15 protein-coding genes are annotated in these 17,427 nt (G+C 67.2%); 9 read left to right on the top strand and 6 right to left on the bottom strand.

Annotation, left to right across the window (positions count from 1 at the left end):
- Position 1: 1 nt before the first annotated feature.
- Together ACFVWT_RS00290 and pucL are read right to left on the bottom strand one after the other, a co-directional pair.
- Complete coding sequence (locus ACFVWT_RS00290; protein WP_390244178.1) at positions 2–1,507, bottom strand: nucleobase:cation symporter-2 family protein; 1,506 nt, start codon at positions 1,505–1,507, stop codon at positions 2–4.
- A gap of 185 nt (positions 1,508–1,692) precedes the next feature.
- Positions 1,693–2,601, bottom strand: coding sequence for a factor-independent urate hydroxylase (pucL, locus tag ACFVWT_RS00295; protein ID WP_390244180.1), 909 nt, complete (start codon positions 2,599–2,601; stop codon positions 1,693–1,695).
- A gap of 362 nt (positions 2,602–2,963) precedes the next feature.
- Here pucL and ACFVWT_RS00300 point away from each other — a divergent pair, with 362 nt between their 5' ends.
- Positions 2,964–3,152, top strand: a complete 189-nt coding sequence (locus ACFVWT_RS00300; RefSeq protein ID WP_043483997.1) for a hypothetical protein — start codon at positions 2,964–2,966, stop codon at positions 3,150–3,152.
- A 113-nt stretch (positions 3,153–3,265) separates the two neighbouring features.
- Here ACFVWT_RS00300 and ligD read toward each other — a convergent pair whose 3' ends face one another.
- Positions 3,266–4,528: a non-homologous end-joining DNA ligase gene (gene ligD / locus ACFVWT_RS00305; protein ID WP_390244182.1), complete on the bottom strand. Its 1,263-nt coding sequence runs from the start codon at positions 4,526–4,528 to the stop codon at positions 3,266–3,268.
- Between the two features lie 44 nt (positions 4,529–4,572).
- Positions 4,573–5,937, bottom strand: a complete 1,365-nt coding sequence (locus ACFVWT_RS00310) for an 8-oxoguanine deaminase (protein ID WP_390244184.1) — start codon at positions 5,935–5,937, stop codon at positions 4,573–4,575.
- Between the two features lie 388 nt (positions 5,938–6,325).
- Between ACFVWT_RS00310 and ACFVWT_RS00315 the strand changes: the two genes are divergently transcribed.
- The 7 genes from ACFVWT_RS00315 to ACFVWT_RS00345 all read left to right on the top strand — a co-directional run bounded on the left by ACFVWT_RS00315 (position 6,326) and on the right by ACFVWT_RS00345 (position 15,512).
- On the top strand, positions 6,326–6,820 hold the full coding sequence (locus ACFVWT_RS00315) for a nucleoside deaminase (RefSeq protein WP_390244186.1): 495 nt from the start codon (positions 6,326–6,328) through the stop codon (positions 6,818–6,820).
- 14 nt (positions 6,821–6,834) lie between these two features.
- Positions 6,835–8,331, top strand: coding sequence for an NCS2 family permease (locus ACFVWT_RS00320; protein ID WP_390247011.1), 1,497 nt, complete (start codon positions 6,835–6,837; stop codon positions 8,329–8,331).
- Between the two features lie 206 nt (positions 8,332–8,537).
- The gene (locus tag ACFVWT_RS00325) at positions 8,538–9,857 is read left to right on the top strand and encodes an XdhC family protein (RefSeq protein WP_390244188.1); all 1,320 of its coding nucleotides are present in this window, start codon (positions 8,538–8,540) and stop codon (positions 9,855–9,857) included.
- The gene (locus tag ACFVWT_RS00330; protein ID WP_390244190.1) at positions 9,848–10,816 is read left to right on the top strand and encodes an FAD binding domain-containing protein; all 969 of its coding nucleotides are present in this window, start codon (positions 9,848–9,850) and stop codon (positions 10,814–10,816) included. Before ACFVWT_RS00325 ends, ACFVWT_RS00330 begins: the two co-directional genes overlap by 10 nt.
- Before the next feature lie 2 nt (positions 10,817–10,818).
- Positions 10,819–13,728 carry a molybdopterin-dependent oxidoreductase gene (locus tag ACFVWT_RS00335; RefSeq protein ID WP_390244192.1) on the top strand — a complete coding sequence of 970 codons (2,910 nt, stop codon included), beginning with the start codon at positions 10,819–10,821 and terminating at the stop codon, positions 13,726–13,728.
- A 7-nt stretch (positions 13,729–13,735) separates the two neighbouring features.
- The gene (locus tag ACFVWT_RS00340; protein WP_390244194.1) at positions 13,736–14,719 is read left to right on the top strand and encodes an aldo/keto reductase; all 984 of its coding nucleotides are present in this window, start codon (positions 13,736–13,738) and stop codon (positions 14,717–14,719) included.
- Between the two features lie 52 nt (positions 14,720–14,771).
- The gene (locus tag ACFVWT_RS00345; protein ID WP_390244196.1) at positions 14,772–15,512 is read left to right on the top strand and encodes a HEAT repeat domain-containing protein; all 741 of its coding nucleotides are present in this window, start codon (positions 14,772–14,774) and stop codon (positions 15,510–15,512) included.
- Here ACFVWT_RS00345 and ACFVWT_RS00350 read toward each other — a convergent pair.
- Positions 15,509–16,033 (bottom strand): DUF488 family protein, encoded by a 525-nt coding sequence (locus ACFVWT_RS00350; RefSeq protein ID WP_390244198.1) that lies wholly within the window; start codon positions 16,031–16,033, stop codon positions 15,509–15,511. The genes ACFVWT_RS00345 and ACFVWT_RS00350 overlap by 4 nt on opposite strands.
- 70 nt (positions 16,034–16,103) lie before the next feature.
- Here ACFVWT_RS00350 and ACFVWT_RS00355 point away from each other — a divergent pair, with 70 nt between their 5' ends.
- Positions 16,104–16,754: a uracil-DNA glycosylase gene (locus tag ACFVWT_RS00355; RefSeq protein ID WP_390244200.1), complete on the top strand. Its 651-nt coding sequence runs from the start codon at positions 16,104–16,106 to the stop codon at positions 16,752–16,754.
- A 4-nt stretch (positions 16,755–16,758) separates the two neighbouring features.
- Here ACFVWT_RS00355 and nboR read toward each other — a convergent pair whose 3' ends face one another.
- Positions 16,759–17,367 (bottom strand): nicotine blue oxidoreductase, encoded by a 609-nt coding sequence (gene nboR / locus ACFVWT_RS00360; protein ID WP_390244202.1) that lies wholly within the window; start codon positions 17,365–17,367, stop codon positions 16,759–16,761.
- Positions 17,368–17,427: the final 60 nt, after the last annotated feature.

Raw genomic sequence — 17,427 nt, forward strand, 5'->3', positions numbered from 1 at the left:
GCTAGTGGTCAGACTTCGACGCCGACTCCACCGGCACTTCCTTGCCGTCGCAGTCGATCAGCTTGCCGTCTTCGAAGCGGTCGCCGTGGGCCAGGCACTTGAGGTCCTCTTCGCGGACCACCCGTCCCGTTCCGGCCACGAACACCGACTGGTTCTCCGAATTGCCGGCCTTGAGGTGGTTGAAGAGCAGGTTCAGCAGGATGGCCATGACCGCTGCCGAGCTGATGCCCGAGTGGAAGATGGTACCGAACCAGGACGGGAACTTGTCATAGAACGCCGGCGCAGCGATCGGGATCATGCCGAAGCCGATGGACGCCGCCACGATGATCAGGTTCATGTTGTTCTTGTACTCCACTTTGGCGAGTGTCCGGATGCCGCTGGCGGCAACGGTTCCAAAGAGTACGACGCCGGCACCGCCCAGGACGGGCGTCGGCACCGCTGCGACCACCCGGCCAAGCACCGGCAGCAGCCCGAGGATCACCAGGATGAGTCCGCCTGCGCTCACCACGAAGCGGCTCTTGACGCCCGTGATGGCCACGAGCCCCACGTTCTGGGCGAAGGCGCTCTGGGTAAAGGAATTGAACAGCGGGGAGATGGCGCTGGAGAGCATATCGGCCCGCAGGCCGTCGCCGATGCGCTTGGAGTCAACCTTGGTGCCGACGATCTCTCCGACTGCGATGATGTCCGCTGAGGTCTCGGTAAGCGTCACCAGAATGACGATCAGCATGGAGATGATCGCCGCGAGCTCGAAGGTCGGCGGACCGAAGGCGAACGGCGTGGGGAAGGCGACGATCTCGCCCTGGCCCACCTTGGAGAAATCAGCCATGCCGAAGGCGAAGGCGATCAACGTGCCGAGCACCATCGCCAGCAGGATGGAAAGCCGTGAGATGGCGGCGTTGCCCACCTTGCTCAGGAGCAGCACGATCGCCATGGTGGCCGCGGCCAGGCCGATGTTGGCCATGCTGCCGTAGTTCGGCGCCTTGCTGTTGCCGCCCATGGCCCAGTTGGCCGCTACCGGCATGAGGGTCAGGCCAATGGTCGTGATGACCGTGCCTGTGACCACCGGCGGGAAGAAGCGGATGATCTTGGAAAACAGCGGGGTGATGAGCAGGCCGATCAGTGAGGCTGCAATCACCGAGCCAAACACCGCCTGGATCCCGCCGCCGCCGTGGACGATCGCCACCATGGTGGAGACACCGGCGAAGGAGACGCCCTGGACCAGGGGCAGCTTCGACCCGAAGAACGGAATGCCGATGGTCTGCAGGATGGTGGCAAGGCCGCCGACGAAAAGGCAGGCGGCGATCAGCAGGCCGATGTCCTGCGACGACATGCCGGCGGCTGCGCCGATGATCAGCGGCGGGGCGATGATGCCGCCGTACATGGTGAGGACGTGCTGGAAGCCGTAGGCGAACGTGCTTCCGATGGGCAGCCGCTGGTCTTCGGGGCGGTCCGACTGCTTGCGGCCGGTGGCGGCCGTTGAAGCGCCGGATTTCTTCTTGGTGTTCATGGCAGACTTTCTTGGTTCATGGCAGACGTCTTTGTCTGGCTAACGGTGTCTGGCTAACAGTTGTGAATCGTTGATGGCCCCGGGCCCGGAGTTTTTGTCCAGATAATGGCCGCTTAGGGGTGCTAAGGCCTCGATATCTGGACAAAAACTCCGAGCCGGCGGAGCGGGCGGGCGCTAAGAGCGGTTTAGCAGAAGCCGGCGATGCCGGACCAGGCGATGTCCGCCGGGGCGGCGTCCTCGCGCTGGACCGTGGCCTCGATCAGGCCATAGGGGCGGTCGGCGGCAAAGAAGACCTCGTTGGGATTGTCGAGGCCGAACGGCGAGAGGTCCACCAGGAAGTGGTGCTTGTTGGGCATCGAGAACTTGATCTCGTCTATCTCGCTGTGTGCTTCCAGGACCTTGGCGCCCATGTCGAACAGGGTCTGCTGCAGGGCGTGGGAGTACTTTTCGGTGAAGCCTTCCAGCAGCAGGCTCTTGACGTCTTCGTAGCTCTTGTTGAAGTCGAGAGAGCTGAAGTCGGTGTTGGCGTTGAAGCGCCAGCGGGCGGAAACATCCGTCGCCAGGATGCGGTCCGTGGTTTCCGGCAGGGTGGTGTACTTGTCCCGCGGGTAGCCGACGAAGCCGGACTGGGTGGACTTGAGGACGGTGAGGTCCTTGAGGCCGGAGATGAGGTGCGCTGCCGCGCCGTCGCGGACCAAAACCGCGGTGCGGACTTCCTGGCCATTGCGCACGAAGGAGTGGTCGTGCTCGGCGCCGTGGGCCTGGATCCGGTCCCAGCTGTAGGACTCGGCTTCCCAGCGGCCGCCGGTGACCCAGTCGAAGCTGGAGGTGAAGTGCTCGCCCAGCCGCAGGAGGAACGCCTCCGGCGAGCCGACGCCTTCACGGGCAAACGCGTAGATGGTGTTCTTCTGCGTGTCCGTGGCCACGACGTGGCTGTTGTCGCCTTCGAGGTGGGCGGCGGCGAAGTCCCCGCGGAGCTGCGACGTGACGTTCAGGTCTTCGATCTCGTGGCGGTCGGTGTCGCGGGTGATTTTTACAACCCGGACTTCGGCCTTGCCGTACTGGTTCTGGCCGAGGATGATTTTGCTGCTCATGGTCTGTTCCCAACTTCCGTGATGTGGAACCTAGGTTCCATCATTGAAATTAAGCGCGTGTTTCGCACGCGTTTCTGATGGAGCCGACCCAACAAAAAAGAGCCGGCATCCAATGACGCCAGCTCATTACGACCCTGCCTGCTGCTCCCAGGTTACGTGACCTACGCCACGAGTTGATTTAAAGCGTAGCCGAGCTTTGCCGTGGTGTACATCACTCCTTGAAAAATCCGATTGTGACCAGGGGTGCCCGGAACCATTGACGAACGCCAGGAGGCCGCTCTAGGATATTTCACATAGCAAAAGTTCTTTTCCATTTTGCGGAATTTCTGAACGAACCATCAACCACCTCGGAGGAGGATCAGATGTACCAGCAGGACACAACGCCGGTTGCACCGGCACAGACGGCGGCACCCTCAGTCCAGGAGTTCTACCTCCCCCTTGGAGGCGGAACGGATCCGGACTTCTACCTGCCTGCAGACCGGGAACACGTCCCCGGACGGTTCTCGCGCTGGGTCCACGGCCTGCCGGGTTTCGGCGGTCAACGTTCATAACGAGCCTGACGACAGGCATCTTCGCTGATGACGCGCATAAGGCCTGGCGACACCGGAATCCGGGTGTCGCCAGGCCTTTTGCGTGTCGATGGGCACTTTGCGCGTCGCGGGCCTCAGGTGCCCGGTGTCCCCGGTGCCCCCGGTCGTCCCGGCCATTCCCTGCCCGCCCAGGGGTCGTAGTCCGCGATGAGCTCCTCCTGCGGCGGCCGCTCCGCCTCGGGGACGTGCTGCAGGTTTACCCGTACCCGGTACCAGAGCGAGCTCGAGCCGCGCATTCCGTCGATGAGGACGTCGGCGGGGTGCAGGGCCGGGATAACGTCCGCGTGCCGGGCCTTCCACTCGTCGAGCGCCGCTAGCGCCTCGGGCTTGGTCCGGCTGCGGGCCACCTCGATCAGCGGCATCGCCGACTGCCGGCGGCCGGATCCATCACCGTTGCGAGGCGGTTTCTCGGCCGGACCGAGTTCGGCTGCCAAGGCGAGGAGCCCGGCCAGGGAGCCGGCGGCGTCGTCGATTCCCGTGTGGGGGTCGCCCACGTCAGCGAAGCGCACGAGCACCGTGGGCACCGTGAATTGTTCCGGGCGGGTGGTGCGGACTTCGTCCCACGTGAGCGGCGTCGACACCCGGGCATCGGGCAGGGGTCGGATCGAGTACGCGGATGCCACGGTGCGGTCTTTGGCGTTCTGGTTGAAGTCGACGAACACACTCTCGCCGCGTTCCTCCTTCCACCACCGTGCAGTGGCGAGGCCGGGAGCGCGGTTCTCCACCTCCCGTGCAAGGGTTTCGGCGGCGAGCCGCACGTCACGGTAGGACCACTGTGGCTCGATGCGCACCAGGATGTGGAGTCCCCGCGACCCGCTCGTCTTCGGCCACCCCACGAGCCCCACGTCGTCGAGCACCTCCCGCGCGACGTACGCGGCGTCGACAATTTGGGGCCAGCCGACCCCCGGCATCGGATCGAGGTCCACCCGGAGTTCGTCGGGGTGCTCGAGGTCTTCGGCGCGGACGGGATGCGGATTGAGGTCGAGGCAGCCAAGATTCACCACCCACGCCAGGCCTGCGGCATTCCGGATGACGGCCTCCTCGGCCGACGTCCCGGATGCATAGTGCAGTATTGCCGTCTCGATGAAGCCGGGGTGGTTTTCGGGCACACGCTTTTGGAAGAACGGTTCGGCGTCGATGCCCTTCGGGAAGCGCTTGAGCACCATGGGCCGGCCGCCGGCGCCGCGCAGCGCGCCGTCCGCCACGGCGAGGTAGTAATGCACCAGGTCGAGCTTCGTCAGCCCGGCTTCGGGGAACACCACCTTGTCCGGACTCGAGATGCGCACCTCGGCGCCGTCGATGGTGAGGATCTCGGCCGGGGTCTTCGACGGGCTCATGCCGCCACGCTAGCAACCAACGGACGCCGCGGCATAGGGTCCGGCTACCCGTTCACCAGCTTCCGCGCCGCGGCCGAGTGTTCCGCGATGAGCCCGGCGATATCCAGCCCCGGAATCTGCCCGTCAACCACGCGCCACTGCCCGCCCACCATCACGCGGTCGGCGCGGTCCGCTCCGCACAGCAGGAGCGCGGCGAGGGGGTCGTGGCTGCCGGAGAACCGCAGCTCGTCGAGCCGGAACAACGCCAAATCCGCCTGCATCCCGGGTGCCAGCTGGCCGAGGTCGGAGCGGCCCAGCACGGCCGCCGACCCCCGTGTGGCCCAGCCCAGCGCGCGCTCCACCGGGACCTGCGCCCCATAGCGCAGCCGCTGCAGGTACAGCGCCTGCCGCGCCTCGAGGATCATATTCGAGGCATCGTTCGACGCCGACCCGTCCACTCCCAGCCCCACGGGCACTCCCGCGTCCTCCAGTTCGAGCACCCGGGCGGTGCCCGAGGCCAGCCGCATGTTGGAGGAGGGGCAGTGCGCGACGGCGGTGCCCGCGGCTCCCAGCGCGGCGATCTCGGCATCGCTGAAGTGGATGCCGTGGCCCAGCCAGGTCCGGTTGCCGAGCCAGCCCACACTCTCCAGGTATTCCACGGTGCGGAGCCCAAACATCTCCCGGCAGAAGTCTTCCTCGTCCAGCGTCTCGGCCAGGTGCGTGTGCAGCCGGACGTCATGCCGTTCGGCCAGGGCGGCGCTCTCGGCCATGATCTCCTTGGTCACGGAAAACGGCGAGCACGGGGCCAGGGCAATCTGAATGACGGCGCCGTCGCCGCGCTCGTGATACTCGCGGATGAGCCGTTCGCTGTCCGCCAGGATCACGTCCGGCTGCTGGACAGTCGACTGCGGCGGCAGGCCGCCGTCGTCCTCCCCGAGCGTCATGGAACCGCGCGTGAGCGTGGCCCGCAGGCCCAGCTCCCGCACCGCCTGGACTTCGATGTCGATGGCGTCTTCCATGCCCTCGGGGAAGAGGTAATGGTGGTCCGCGGCGGTGGTGCAGCCGGAGAGCAGCAGTTCCGCGAGGGCAACGGTGGTGGCCAGTTCCAGGTTGCGCGGCGTGAGCCGTGCCCAGACCGGGTACAAGTTCTGCAGCCACGGGAACAACGGTGCGTTGGCCACCGGCCCCCAGGCGCGCGTGAGTGTTTGGTAAAAGTGGTGGTGGGTGTTGATCAGGCCGGGCAGCAGGACATGGCTGCCGGCGTCGAACGTTTCCTGGCACGGTGCGGAGGGCAGCTGGCCGGCGGCCAGGACCTCCGTGATGACTCCGCCGGCTACCACGATGCCGCCGGAGGCATCAAGGCTGTTGGCGGTGAAGGCTGCGAGCGGATTCCGGATCCAGAGCCGGGAAGCGGAGGGGTGCGTGGTCATGGGGCTCCTTGCCTGAGCGTGCGGATGAAGTTACAGCTCAGTGAGGGCCTGTCTGCTGATCCAGGCGTCCGGCACCTGTGGCACCGGTTGGGGCTCAGCGTAAGGCGGCGGGAATCGCCGCGTCAACGCCCGGGATGGTGCCAACGTGTTGTGACTGCCCGGAAACCCAAATTTCACATCACGAAATTAACTTTCCGAAAACCTATGGCGCAGCTCACGTTCCGGTGCTAGTCTCGATTCTGCCAAAGGCGGGCCCCCGGACACCGGGGAAGCTATCTACCAGGCGCAACTTAACCTTCAAAAGCACATGCTGAAGCCTGGTAACCGTCGCATCTGGCCCTTTCGTCCCACCTCGGCGTACCGGCTTCCCAGCAAAGGGAGTCGCATCATGAGTACCACCGTCACGGCCCAGGAATTCCTGGCCAGGTCCATTGAGTTGGCTACTGCCAACGTCCTCAACAGCGGCGGTCCGTTCGGCGCCGTCATTGTCACCGCGGACGGTCAAGCGTTCGACGGCGTCAACCGCGTCACCGCCACGAATGACCCCACAGCCCACGCCGAAGTCACGGCCATCCGCCGTGCGTGCAGCGAACTCGGCACGTTCGACCTCACCGGCGCCACCCTGTACACGAGCTGCGAGCCGTGCCCCATGTGCCTGGCCTCAGCGCTGTGGGCCAGGGTGGAGCGGGTGGTGTTCGCAGCGGACCGGCACGACGCCGCCTCCGTCGGCTTCGACGACGCCGTGTTCTACGAATTCTTCGAAAACGACCAGCGCGATGCACTGATGCCCGTATCCCGCCTTGAACTCGAGGATCCCCAGGCACCTCCGGTCCTCGAGCCGTTCAACACCTGGAACACGCTCGACTCCAGGATTGACTACTAGGGCCGGTGGCTGAGATGACAATCCTGGACACCACCTCCGACGAGCGGCAGCAACCGGCCGCCCCCAAGCGCCCGCAGCCGTCGACCGCTTTCCTGGACCGTTTCTTCGAAATCACCAAGCGCGGTTCCACCGTGGCCCGCGAGGTGCGCGGCGGCCTGGTCACGTTCTTCACCATGGCCTACATCGTCATCCTCAATCCGCTGATCCTGGGCGGTTTTAGCGCGGACAATGCCCCCACCGACGTTGCCGGCGGCTGGCTGTCCGCAGCGCAGGTGGGTGCGGTCACCGGCCTCACCGCCGGCGTCATGACCATCCTCTTCGGCCTGATCGCCAACCTGCCCTTCGGGCTCGCGGCCGGCCTGGGTATCAACTCCTTCCTGGCCGTGGCCGTGATCCAGGAGGTCACCTGGGCCGAGGCCATGGGCCTCGTGGTCATCAACGGCATCCTGATCGTCCTCTTCGGCGTCACCGGCGCCCGGACGGCCATCTTCCGGGCAGTGCCCAAGGAACTGAAGGCGGCCATCACGGTGGGCATCGGCCTGTTCATCGCGTTCATCGGGTTCGTGGATTCCGGCTTTGTCCGTGCCACGACGGCGGGGCCTCCGGTCCAGCTGGGCGACAACGGATCCATCACCTCGGTTCCCACCCTGGTGTTCATCGTTGGCCTTTTGGTCATGGGCATTCTGGTGGCCCGCAAGGTGCAGGGCGGCCTGCTGATCGGCATCGTGGCCACCACCGTGCTCGCCGCGGTGGTTGAGGCAGTCATGAAGATCGGCCCCGGCAGCGCGAGCAACCCGGGCGGCTGGCACCTGAACACCCCTGTCCTCTCCGGTCAGCTGGTGTCCGCCCCGGACCTGTCCTTGGTGGGGCAGTTCGACCTCTTCGGTGCCTTCGGCCGGATCGGCGGACTCGCGGCGACCATGCTGGTATTCACGCTGGTGTTCACCAACTTCTTTGACGCCATGGGCACCATGACCGGCCTGGCCAGGAGCGCCGGCGTGGCGCACAAGGACGGCACGTTCCCGCGGCTGAAGTCGGCCTTCATTGTCGAAGGCCTCGGAGCCGTGGCCGGCGGTGCCACGTCAGGTTCGTCCAACACGGTGTACATTGACTCCGCCGCCGGCATCGGGGAAGGCGCCCGCACCGGTCTGGCTTCGGTGGTCACCGGCGCGCTGTTCCTGGGCTCGATGTTCCTGACCCCGCTCACGTCCGTGGTGCCGCTGGAAGTGGCCGCCGCTGCGCTGGTGGTTGTCGGCGCCATGATGATGGCCCAGATCCGCGAGATCAAGTTCAGCAAGTTCTCCGTGGCGCTGCCCGCCTTCCTGACCATCGTCACCATGCCGCTGAGCTACTCCATCGCCAACGGAATCGGCGTGGGCTTCATCTCCTGGGCGGTCATCAGTGCCTGTTCCGGCAAGATCCGGAAGGTGCACCCGTTGATGTGGGTGGTCACGGCAGGCTTCCTGATCTACTTCGCCCGCGGTCCCATCAACGCCCTGCTGGGCGCCTAGGGACCCCTTGAGACCGGACCGGGGCAGGCAGATGGGGCCGGCCCCGGTCCACCAAACCGCCGGTCCACCACCCGGCAGTTAAACCGACCGCAACCACAAACTGCAATGAAACTGATGCAGGTGCCACAATTGCCGGTGCTTCCCCCGGCGCACGATAGGAACGAGAATATGGACACCATCGCCGCACAGGAAAAGGGAGTGCAGCAATGTTGGATCTGATGCCTTCACTGAAGGAATGGCAGCCCGCCGCCACCGGCCAGCGCTGCGCACTGGCCACCGTGGTGGGGGCCGGCGGATCCGTACCGAGGCCGTTGGGCACGTCCATGCTGGTGTCCGAGGCCGGCGACGTCCTGGGAAGCCTGTCCGGCGGCTGCGTTGAGGGCGCCGTCGTGGAGGCGGCGCTGGCGGCAATGCACGACGGCGGCACGCGGCGCGAGTTTTTTGGCTACAGCGCGGAGGACGCGTTCGCCGTCGGACTCACGTGCGGGGGAGAGCTGGAGATCCATATCGAACCACTGGGCGCCGCGCCCGGCGGGCTCGGGCTGGAGAGCCTGCGGGTCCTCGCCGGTCAGGGATCCGCCAGCGCACTCGCGCTGATCCGCCGCGTGGACGCCCACGGGGGCGGCGCCGTCGTGATTGCTGACCCGGCAGGTTTCCAGGTGGAGCATTCCGCGGATCTCGCGGCGCTGCTGGGCCTGCCCGGCCCGGCAGCACCCGCGGCCCGGCGCCTGTTGCTGGCGGCCGCCGCCCAGCTGGAACCCCTGCTGCGCGGAGGCCGGACGGGGCTGGTCCGGCTCGCCCCGCCGGAGGGCTGCCTTTCCGGCACAGCTGTGCCACATAACGCCCCAACCGGTCCGGCCACCGGCCCGGCGCCCGTCACCCTGCTCGTGGAGAGCCGGCTGCCCCCGGCCCGCCTGCTGATCTTCGGCGCCAACGACTTCGGCGCCGCGCTGCTGCCCGCCGCCCAGCTGCTGGGCTACCACGTAACACTGTGCGACGCCCGGCCGGCGTTCGCCGGCCAGGCACGGTTCACCGCGGCGGACCAGGTGGTCACGGCCTGGCCGCACCGCTACCTGGCCGAGGAAGCTGCGGCAGGGCGGATCGACGCGCGGACCGTGGTGTGCGTCCTGACCCACGATCCCAAGTTCGACATCCCGCTGCTGCACACCGCGCTGGGGCTTGACCTCGCCTTTGTGGGCGCCATGGGATCGCGCCGCAGCCACCGGCAGCGCGTCGATGCGCTCCTTGCCGCAGGGGTGGGCCCCGAGGACCTGTCCCGGCTGCATTCGCCCATCGGGCTGGACCTCGGCGCCGTGACCCCTGCCGAAGTGGCCGTGTCCATCACTGCCGAACTCGTGGCCAGCCGCAGCCGTGCCGCCGGCGCCTCCGTGCAGGCGGCGTCGCTGAAAGACGGCACCGGTCCCATTCACGGAACAGGTTCGACTCCCGGAACCGGCCGCCTTCACAAAACTAGCCGCGTCAACAACGTCAACACCCCGCAACACCAGGAGACCCCATGGACATGAACACCATCGAGGCCGTAGTCCGCACTGAGGACCCGGCCGAATGGCGCGACGGCGATGCCTGGCTCGCCGGCGGAACGGTGCTCTTCTCCTACGGGAGCCTTGCCTTCGGCAAGGTACCGCTCCGGCGGCTGCTGGACCTCGGCTCCGCCGGCTGGCCCGCCGTCACGGTAACGGATGCGGGCATCGAGCTCGCGGCGACCTGCACGGTGGCGGAGCTCTACGCCCTGCCCGGGTCCGCTGCCGCGGCCGACCGGGACACTGCCTGGCCCGCCCTGGACCTCGTCCGTCCCTGCTGCGACTCCTTCGTGGCCTCTTTCAAGGTGTGGAACATGTCCACCGTGGGCGGCAACCTCTGCACCTCGCTGCCCGCCGGCCCCATGACCTCGCTGTGCGCCGCTCTCGATGGGGTGGCCACCGTTCTCGGGGCGGACGGAACCAGCCGCACCGTCCCGGTGGCGGAGTTCGTGACGGGGGACGGGCGGAACTGCCTGGCACCCGGCGAGCTCCTCCGCAAAGTCCACCTCCCGGCGTCGGCGCTTGCTGCCCGGGTGGCCTTTCGTCGGCTGTCGCTGAGCAATCTGGGCCGGTCGGGGGTGCTGCTGATCGGAAGGCTCGACGCCGACGGCACCCTGGTCCTGACGGTCACCGCCGCCACCAAACGCCCCGTGCAGCTGCGCCTTCCGGCCGCGGCGGCCTCCGCGGCTGCCCTCATAGAAGCCCTCGACGACGCCATCCCGGCGGAGCTCTACCACGACGACATCCACGGCCTGCCCGCCTGGCGGAAGGACATGACCTACCGGCTGGCTGAGGAAATCAGGGCAGAACTCGCATCCGCGGCAGGGGTCCCGCCGGCCCGGGTTTCCGGGGACTTCTGGCCGCCGCAGCGACAATCGCCACAGCACGGTTCACCACAGCACACGGTCACATCGCAGGCTTCGCCTCAGCAGGAAGGGGCCTGAGCATGGCCAACCACACCACCCGCGGCATCGAAATCAATGGCATCCCGGCCGCGGCGGAGCCACGTCCCGGCCAGTGCCTGCGGACCTACCTGCGCGAGCAGGGCAACTTCGGGGTCAAGAAGGGCTGCGACGGCGGCGACTGCGGCGCCTGCACCGTCCACGTGGACGGCATTCCCGTGCACAGCTGCATCTACCCGGCCGTGCGGGCCGAAGGGCACGCCGTCACCACCATCGAGGGGCTCGCCCGCACCTGCGGCAATTCCGTTGTGGCAGGTACGGACGGCACCGAAACGGCAGGCACCGAAACGGCAGGGGCCGATGCGGCCCTCCACCCGGTGCAGCAGCAGTTCCTGGACCGCCAGGGATTCCAGTGCGGATTCTGCACCGCCGGCATGGTGATGACGGCCGCCACATTCGACGAGGAGCAAAAGGGAAACCTGCCCCGGAACCTCAAGGGAAACCTGTGCCGCTGCACCGGCTACCGTGCCATCGAGGATGCCGTGTGCGGCCACGAAGGACACCCGGACCCCAAGGGCCCGGGGTCGGGCATCGCCGGCGAAGGCCAGCCCGAGCCCAGGCCGGGCCAGCTCGGAGACGACGTTCCCGCCCCCGCCAGCCTTGCCGTGGTCACCGGGAAAGCCCGCTACACCCTGGACGTTCCCGCGGAGGAGCTGCAAGGGCTGTTGCACCTTAAGCTCCTGCGGTCACCGCACGCCCACGCCCGGGTCCTCTCCATTGACACAAGTGCGGCCCTCCAGGTTCCCGGCGTCGTGGCCGTTTTCACCCACGACGACGCCCCGGCCCAGCTGTTCTCCACCGCCCAGCATGAGCTCTACACCGACGATCCGGACGACACACGCGTCCTGGACGACGTGGTCCGGTTCATCGGGCAGAAGGTTGCTGCCGTCGTCGCCGATTCCGTGGCAGCGGCGGAAGCCGGCGTGCGCGCGCTAAAGGTGGAGTACGAAGTCCTTGACGCCGTCTTCACCCCGGAGGACGCGATGCGCCCCGGTGCGCCGGCAATCCACGGGGAAAAAGATGCGGCCACGGCTCGCATCAGCCGGCCCGAGCAGAACGTCGTGGCGGAGCTGCATTCGGAACTCGGCAGCGTGGCAGCCGGGTTCGCCGAGGCCGATTTCATCCATGAACAGACGTACCGGACCCAGCGGGTGCAGCACACCGCGCTGGAGACGCATGCCGCGATCGCTTCGGTCGACAACGACGGCCGGCTGCAGGTCCGCACCTCCAGCCAGGTCCCGTTCCTGGTCCGGCGTACCCTGTCCAGGGTCTTCGATATGCCGGAGGAACAGATCCGCGTGGTGGCCGGCCGCGTTGGCGGCGGCTTCGGCGGCAAGCAGGAGGTGCTCACGGAGGACGTCGTGGCCCTGGCGGCGATGAAGCTGAAGCGGCCGGTGCAGCTCGAATTCACCCGGACGGAGCAGTTCACGGCGTCCACCACCCGGCATCCTTTCACCATCCACCTCAAGGCCGGCGCCAGCAGGGACGGCCGGCTCACCGCGCTGCAGCTGGAAGTGCTCACCAACACGGGCGCCTACGGCAACCATGCCCCGGGCGTGATGTTCCACGGCTGCGGCGAGTCCCTGGGCGTGTACAAGTGCGCCAACAAGAAGGTGGATGCCCACGCCGTCTACACCAACACGGTTCCCGCCGGTGCGTTCCGCGGCTACGGCCTCAGCCAGATGATCTTCGCCATCGAGTCCGGGATTGACGAGCTCGCTACCGGGATCGGGATGGATCCGCTGGAGTTCCGCCGCCGCAACATGGTCCTGGAGGGCGATGACATGCTCTCCACCCATTCCGACCCGGAAGAGGACGTGCACTACGGCAGCTACGGGCTGGACCAGTGCACCCGGCTGGTGCAGGATGCCCTGGCCCGCGGGCTGGATCGATACCGGGCCGCCGGCCTCGATGACCTGGGTCCGGACTGGGTCACGGGGGAGGGGACGGTGCTGTCCATGATCGACACCGTCCCGCCACGGGGCCACTTTGCCCACTCCCGGCTCCGGCTCCTTCCGGACGGAACGTACGCCGCCGACGTCGGGACCGCCGAATTCGGCAACGGCACCACGACTGTCCACGCCCAGCTCGCTGCCACCGCCCTGTCCACGACGGCGGCGCGAATCACCGTACGGCAGTCGGACACGGACTTGGTGCAGCATGATACCGGTGCGTTCGGCTCGGCCGGAACCGTGGTGGCGGGCAAGGCGACGCTGGCCGCGGCGGAGGAGCTCGCCATCCGGATCCGGGCGTTCGCCGCGGGTATCCGCCAAGTGCAGTCCTCCGGCTGCGTGCTGGAGGAGGACGCCGTGGTGTGCGAAGGAACCCGCGTCCCCCTGACGGAAATTTTCGACGCCGCCGAAGCCGCCGGAGTCGAGCTCGCCACCGAAGGCCACTGGGGCGGAACGCCGCGCTCGGTGGCGTTCAACGTCCAGGGCTTCCGCGTGGCGGTCAACACGGGCACCGGTGAATTGAAGATCCTGCAGAGCGTCCAGGCCGCCGACGCCGGAGTGGTGGTCAACCCGCGGCAGTGCCGGGGGCAGATCGAAGGCGGGATCGCGCAGGCCCTCGGGGCCGCGCTGTATGAGGAAGTGAAGGTGGACGACGGCGGAAAGGTCACCACGGACATCCTGCGGCAGTACCACATCCCCACCTTCGCGGACGTGCCACGCAGTGAGGTCTATTTCGCCGAGACAAGCGACAAACTGGGCCCGCTGGGGGCGAAGTCGATGAGCGAAAGCCCGTTCAACCCGGTGGCGCCGGCGCTCGCCAATGCCATCCGGAACGCCACGGGGGTGCGGTTCGCCGAGCTGCCCATTGCCAGGGACAAGATCTACCTTGGACTGAAGGAAGCGGGAGTCGCCTCGCGATTTGAGAGCGCTAACGGCCTATAGTCGGATGATGGAAAAGCGAATGTTGGGCAAGACCGGACGGAACGTCTCCATTGTTGGCCTGGGGACCTGGCAGCTTGGCGCGGACTGGGGCAACGTGGATCCGGTGCAGGCGCAGGCCATCCTGGCTGCGTCCGTGGAAGAGGGCGTCACGTTCTTCGATACTGCGGACGTTTATGGCGACGGCCGCAGCGAGCAGGCCATCGGCGCGTTCCTGGCCGATAACCCGGGCCTGGACATTACGGTGGCCACCAAGATGGGCCGCCGGATGGAGCAGTTGCCGGAGAACTACAACCTCGCCAACTTCCGTGAGTGGACGGACCGCTCCCGGCGAAACCTGGGCATGGAACAACTGGACCTGGTCCAGCTGCACTGCCCGCCTACGGCCGTCTACAGCAACGCGGAAGTCTACGACGCGCTGGACACCCTCGTGGCGGAGGGGGCCATCCGGAACTACGGCGTCAGCGTGGAGCGGACCGAGGAAGCCCTTGAAGCAATGCGCCACGACGGCACCGCCACCGTGCAGATCATCCTCAACGCCTTCCGCCTGAAGCCGCTGGACGAAGTGCTGCCTGCGGCCGAGGCTGCCGGGGTGGGCATCATCGCCCGGGTGCCGCTCGCCTCGGGGCTGCTGTCCGGCAAGTACACCCCGGATACGTCCTTTGCGGAGAACGACCACCGGAACTACAACCGCACCGGTTCCGCGTTCGACGTCGGGGAGACCTTCTCGGGTGTGGACTTCGGGCAGGGGCTCAAAGCGGTGGCCGAGTTCGAGGAACTGGTGCCCGACGGCGTCAGCACCGCCCAGGCGGCCATCGCCTGGATCGCGGCGCAGGACGGCGTCAGCACGGTGATCCCGGGCGCGCGCAACGTGGACCAGGCCCGCTCCAACGCTGCCGCAGCGGATGTTGGCGGCATTGACGCAACGTTCGACGTCGGCGTTCACGAAATCTACGACCGCTACTTCCGCGAATCAATCCACCCGCGCTGGTAGCGCGCAGGATTCCTTCACGGCCAGGCGCACTTCGGGAGCGAGGAATTGGCCGATGACCAAACGTTCGGATTACCGGGCGGTGCTGGAGTCGCTCCCCGCTGACCAGTGGGTGGCCTACCTGAACCAGGAATCCGGCCTTCCCGGCCCCCGCGGGAACATAGAACTTGCGGAGGCTTTCGCCGATGTGGCCGACCCCGTCCTGATCCGAAGGTGCGCGGAGAGCCAGGACGAATACCTGGCCACCTGCGGCGCCGTCGGCTTTGGCCGTTTACTTGCCGAGGGCGAGGTGCAGGCCGCGGAAGCGTTGAGGTCGTTGGCAGCCGATTCCCGCTGGCGGGTGCGCGAGGGCGTGGCGATGGCACTGCAGCGGCTCGGCGATGCGGACATGCCGGCATTGTGGGCCGTGACCGGGGACTGGGCGGATGGCCCGCTCCTGGTGCAGCGCGCCGTGGCGGCCGGTATCTGCGAACCCCGCCTGCTGCGCCACCCGGACGATGCCCGCCGGGCGGTGGAGACCCTGGACCGGATCACGGCGTCAATCCAGGGACTGGGGCCTGAGTCCCGGCGTGCTGAAGAGTTCCGTGTGCTGCGGCAGGGGCTGGGGTACTGCTGGAGTGTTGCCATTGCGGCGTCACCGGCGGAGGGCTTCGAGAGGCTGGAAAGGTGGGCGGCCAGTGACGACAAGGATGTGCGCTGGATCGTGCGGGAAAACCTCAAGAAGGCGCGCTTGGCCCGGGCTGACCCGGCAGCTGCCGAACGCGTGGCCGCCGTCCTGGACCGGGCAGCTCGTTAGTCCGCCGGATACCACACCCGCTCTCCCTCGACGCGGGCAAAGGAGGTCAGGGTGTGGGGTTTGGCGGACTTTTCCGTCATGATGTCCAGCACCTTGACGTTCCGGGCCAGGAGCGCGTCACCGATCAATGAACGGTGGCAACGCCACGGGACGGCCTCCGCGCACATGATCACCGCATTGCCGGTCCGCCCGCGTTCCATCAGCTCATCGATCGCTGATGAGAACTCTTTGGTCTGCATGTAGTCCGCGTACCCCCGGAAAGACGCGTTCCGCCAGGCGCCGTTGGAGCTGTCTTTCCGGGCATGCCGCAGGCCGCCAAGGGATTCCATCCGCCGGTAGGTGATCCCGCTGGCGCGCACGCTCGCCGCCAGGGCGTCCCCGTTGAACTGCGGATTGTGCCGCGACTTCGGGACGGTGCGCACGTCGATCAGCTTCTTGATGCCGTGGGCTTTCAGGATGCCGATGAATTCGTCGATGGGATGAGTGGAGTGCCCCACCGTGAAGATGGTCATATCCGTCATGCCCCCATGCTAAGGCGGCAGCCCGGATATTCTGGTGGCCCGACAAGCTGCCTAGGGAAATGGGGATGGAATGCCTTCATCGGCAATCGAAGCCTTCATCGAGCGGCTCGGGGCCGTGGCAACAGGGCCGGGGTGCAACAACTTCTTCGACCACGCCGTCCCGGAAAATGCGCAGCGCCGGCGGAACCTGGGGATCTACCTGCAGGAAATGCTGGACCGTTCCCCGAAGGTGCTGCTGGTGGGGGAGGCCCCCGGCTTCCGGGGCATGAGGGTCACCGGTGTTCCGTTCACCAACCGCACCATGTTTGAGGGGCCGGCCAACAGCTTTGGGCTGTTCGGGCCGGGCAAGGGATACGTGCTGCCGGCTGAGGCCGCCGGCGTTGCAGCCGAGCCCACCGCAACAGTCATGTGGCAGGTCCTGGCCGAGCTGGAATTCCTGCCCCTGCTGTGGAGCGCCTGCCCGTGGCATACACACGTGGCGGGGCGGCCGATGTCCAACCGCACTCCGAAGCCGGCCGAGGCAGCACTCGGAACTCCCTTCTGGCAGGCACTGACTGACCTCTTTCCGATCGAAACCGTGGTGGCCGTAGGCAATGTGGCGCACCGCAGCCTGCACCGGAGCGGCCTGGACGTGCCAAAGATCAGGCATCCCGCCCATGGCGGCCGGTCCGGGTTCAAGCGGGGACTGGAGGAGTTGCTCGCAGCGGGAATGCGGCCCTGACCGGCTAGCTGAGCAGCCCCAACTGGTCCGGCGTGTCGAGATCACCGCCGCCGGACTGGTCGCTGCAGTCCACCAGGTCGATGAGCTCCGGGTGGGCCCGCAGGAAATGCCGCGCTCCGGCGTCGCCCGTTGCTGATGCAGCCGCGTCGGCACGCAGGGTGGCGTCCAGCAGCAGCGGATGACCGCGCCGGATGATGCCGTCCGCGCCGCGGTAGGCGGCGGCAGTCACCCGGCCGGGCGCGTGGGCTGCCAGGAGCCGGGACACGGTTTCCGGAGTGAGGCCGGGCTGGTCCACCAGCGCGATCAGCACATGGTCGTGAGCTGCCGCCGCGGCAACTCCCAGCCGGAACGACCCGCCCATCCCGGACTGCCAGTCAGGGTTGTGGGCAACGGTGTACTTGGCCAGGTCGGTAGTTTCGCGGACTTTCTCCGCTTCGGCGCCGAGGACGATCACGACGTCGCGGCATCCGCCGTCGAGCAGCACCCCGGCGAGCACTTCGACCAGTGTGCGGCCGCGGAACGGCAGCAGGGCTTTGGGCCCCAGTCCCAAACGGGACCCCGACCCGGCAGCGAGCAGCACCGCCGTCGTCCCCTGCTGGTTTGGATGGGTCATTCCCACACCATATACAAGCGAGTCCCCCACATCACATACGAGTTTTTGTCCAGATAATGG

The organism is Arthrobacter sp. NPDC058288, assembly GCF_042880995.1.
Classification (GTDB): Bacteria; Actinomycetota; Actinomycetes; order Actinomycetales; family Micrococcaceae; genus Arthrobacter.